The 3292-nt window shown below is 34.0% G+C and carries 4 protein-coding genes and 1 pseudogene; 4 read left to right on the top strand and 1 reads right to left on the bottom strand.

From position 1 onward, the window contains the following. Positions 1-446 (bottom strand): annotated as a pseudogene (locus N9I19_RS24255) (IS110 family transposase); the annotation flags it as partial. A gap of 430 nt (positions 447-876) precedes the next feature. Here N9I19_RS24255 and N9I19_RS25410 point away from each other — a divergent pair. From N9I19_RS25410 to N9I19_RS24235, 4 genes are all read left to right on the top strand, one after another. Next, positions 877-1005 carry a sporulation protein Cse60 gene (locus N9I19_RS25410; protein ID WP_411730922.1) on the top strand — a complete coding sequence of 43 codons (129 nt, stop codon included), beginning with the start codon at positions 877-879 and terminating at the stop codon, positions 1003-1005. A gap of 234 nt (positions 1006-1239) precedes the next feature. After that, positions 1240-1443 (top strand): cold-shock protein, encoded by a 204-nt coding sequence (locus N9I19_RS24245; RefSeq protein ID WP_096340629.1) that lies wholly within the window; start codon positions 1240-1242, stop codon positions 1441-1443. A gap of 556 nt (positions 1444-1999) precedes the next feature. Then, positions 2000-2476 carry a CarD family transcriptional regulator gene (locus N9I19_RS24240; RefSeq protein WP_317779257.1) on the top strand — a complete coding sequence of 159 codons (477 nt, stop codon included), beginning with the start codon at positions 2000-2002 and terminating at the stop codon, positions 2474-2476. A 442-nt stretch (positions 2477-2918) separates the two neighbouring features. After that, positions 2919-3107: a cold shock domain-containing protein gene (locus tag N9I19_RS24235; RefSeq protein WP_317779256.1), complete on the top strand. Its 189-nt coding sequence runs from the start codon at positions 2919-2921 to the stop codon at positions 3105-3107. The last annotated feature ends 185 nt before the right edge of the window (positions 3108-3292 follow it).

The raw sequence follows: 3292 nt of genomic DNA, 5'->3' as shown, positions 1-3292 counted from the left end.
AATGCGATTCTGCTCTGAAGTGCGATGATGAATCAATTTTTTTCGATAACGAGTAAGATCTCGTAAATCACGAATATTCTCTGGTGGGACAAAGTTGCTTTCAATAAGTCCGCATCTTAAAAGCTTGGCAAGCCATTCGGCATCTTTCACATCAGTTTTACGCCCTGGAACATTTTTGACATGTCTGGCATTGGCAAGAACAAGGTGAAAAGAATCTTCGAGTATATTCCATATTGGTTTCCAGTAGACTCCAGTACTTTCCATCACAACATCGGATACCTGAAGGGTAGCGAGCCAATCACTTAAAGCCAAGAGTCCGTTGTTGTAGTTGAAAAAGTTTCAATAGAGGTTTTTGGCTTTTTATCTAATGGACCAAATAACACACAGGCTACTACTGTTTCTTGGTGTACATCTAGGCCAGCACACCGTTCAATCATTGCTTCCATAGGAGAATCACCTCAAAAAAAGATTAACAATACATATGACAGGAGATTTGTTACAAAAATTTTTGTATACGTACTAGTAGCACACTAAATGGTTCTTCAATCCTGTCACAACCAGTTTCTTATACAGGGTATCTTCCTTAAGATCCACCAAAAAAAGCTCAGCCTGGTTGTATTGTTATCATCCATTATCGTCAAGGGGTTAATGGGTTAGACTCTATTTTTGAGTTTAGATTTTAGTAGTAGATGGTGGCGGCGAGGATGGCCGCCATAGAAGTTTCTTATGGCACTAACTGGGCAGAATAGTTGAAAAACAAAAGTAAATAAATATTACAAACAAATAAGACGGGTGAAAGGAATTTAAATAATAGGAGTTCTTATAGGAGAATATGCCTTTTGTGTATAAATATAAGATGAAGTGAGGGATAAATTTATGTATGAGGCAAAAGGTTTTCAAAGTACAGACTTCGCAGAACTTATTCAAGTAGTTAATGATTTTCTTGGCTCATTAGAGGAAGGAAAGCTGATAGATGTTAAATACAAGCTGTTCCTCTTGCTGTAAGCATGCACACAGAATATGGAGTGAATCCTGATACAAAATATACGGCAATGATTATCATAAAGAAATAGTGAGTTTGTGGTTTTTCTGCATCTTGACATTTCTTACAAAAAATGTTATGATTAAAAAGAATTATTTTTGTTCGGTGTAAAGGATTTGTAACTTTTCATCTTGAAGATCACTGAGAGCAAGGGTAGTATTACATTGTGTGTGTTTACACACTAGGAGGCAATACAAATGGAAAAAGGTAATGTAAAATGGTTTAATGGCGAAAAAGGCTTCGGATTCATCGAACGTGAAGGTGGAGACGATGTATTCGTTCATTTCTCAGCGATTCAAGGCGAAGGTTACAAAACTTTAGATGAAGGTCAAGCAGTGACTTTTGATGTGGAGCAAGGTCAACGTGGACCTCAAGCTTCAAACGTACGTAAAGCTGCTTAATTTTACAAAACAGGGAAGGCAGGCTCTTTTATGGGAGTCTGCTTTTCTTTTTTCTGTGAAACAAAGAACCCCCACTCGTAAAGGAGTAGGGGACATGAAAACAGTAAATCAAATGGTAAACCAAGTGTAGCATAAATTAAGGATTATCCTAATTTAATGAGAGTGGCTTATAAAATGACTCTTATTTTTATGAGATACTTGAAGGATATTTTCTGCTTCGATTCTAATGGACTATCAAGGCGTATTGAGTATTTATGTTAAAATAAAGATTGTGATGAATTGCACTTAAAGTAACGGGTAGCGATTGCTGAACAAGGCAGTCGCTTTTTGTGCAGGAAGGTTTTATATAGAATAATAATATTAAGGTTAGTAGAGGTTTCAGAATATACGCGGGAAAATTAACCTTCCCTTTATTGGTAATCCAACACGATTCCTATTGTTTTTGCTTTTTCTGATTTCTAAAGAAAAAGTAGTTGACACCGAAAATAAATTTATGGTATTATTAAAAATTTGATAAAAAATAATATATATGTTAAGGTTAAGAAGGTTACCATATATGGAGGTGGATTATTTGTTTCAAATTGGCGATAACATTGTTTATCCAATGCACGGAGTAGGTATAATTAAAGCCATAGAAGAAAAGGAAATCTCAGGGGAAAAACAACAGTATTATGTCATAAAAATGTTAATCGGTAATATGCAAGTCATGATTCCTACGGGTAAAATATTGAGTTCAAGTATACGCCCTGTTACTGACATAATTGCATTAATACACATCATAAACATTTTTCATCATGGAGAATCAGATAGATTGCTGCCGTGGAAACAAAGGTATAAAGTGAACACGGACAAAATAAAAACGGGTAAATTACAAGAATGTACTGAAGTTGTACGTGATTTAATGCGTATGAAGAAAGAAAAAGCACTTAATACAAGCGAAAAAAAAATGTTAGATAACGCACATGAATTTTTGATTAGTGAACTGGGATTAATTAAAGGGATTACTGAAAATCAAATAAAAAGTTTCTGTTAAGGTTAATTTAAGATAATGTATTACATCTCCCGAAAATATCCTGAATTTTTTGGGAATATATTTATTATTAAAAGTAAATCTTTTCAAAGACATTCAACTTCTCCAACTCACCTTTAGAGCATTAACCTCTTTTGTTATTTCTACAATCTAATCCACTTTTATTATTTAAATTTCTTTTACGAACGTTTGAAGTTTCATCAAATAACTCGATAAAATAGTCACTTGATTTTTGCAATCCTGATTCACACTGGCACGGACAAGGAGCCGTAAGGATGAAAGAGAGGTAGGGCTTTCATTGTTTTAGGCATACAATATATTATTTAAGTCATTATTTCTAGAAGAAAAAACATTCAATCTCACCTCTATCTTTAAGAATTTTTTACATCTACTGAGACAGTGAATAGTAATTGTTTATCTTCTTTACGTAAAAGAGAAAAACGAATTGGTAACACCATATCGTCAACTACAAAAATGGTTTCCAGACCAGGAAACCATTTTTTATTTTATTTACATAACAATAGTAAAGATTACTGGTGATGGTTTTAAATCCTTTGATGAAGGGCAACGCGTACAATTTGATATTCTAAAAGGACAACGTGTCTCTCAAGCAGAAAACGTTTCTAAAATTTAATTGATCTCCTACCCCTTGTAAATATGAACTCTGATCATAGGGGGGACCAAGCATAATCACCGCTTTGTACTTGAGTATACTTTTGTCATTTCCTTTTACTTCAATGGTTGGATTGTCAACACTAAATCAAACAACTTTTTTAAGGGATAATTTTTTATATTCTAGAGGACTTAAGTAGCCAAGAG

It is taken from the genome of Peribacillus sp. CSMR9 (genome assembly GCF_033141925.1).
Lineage (GTDB): Bacteria > Bacillota > Bacilli > Bacillales > DSM-1321 > Peribacillus > Peribacillus simplex_A.
The sequence above is the reverse complement of the archived record's forward strand: the minus strand, read 5'-3'. Positions and strand labels throughout refer to the sequence as shown.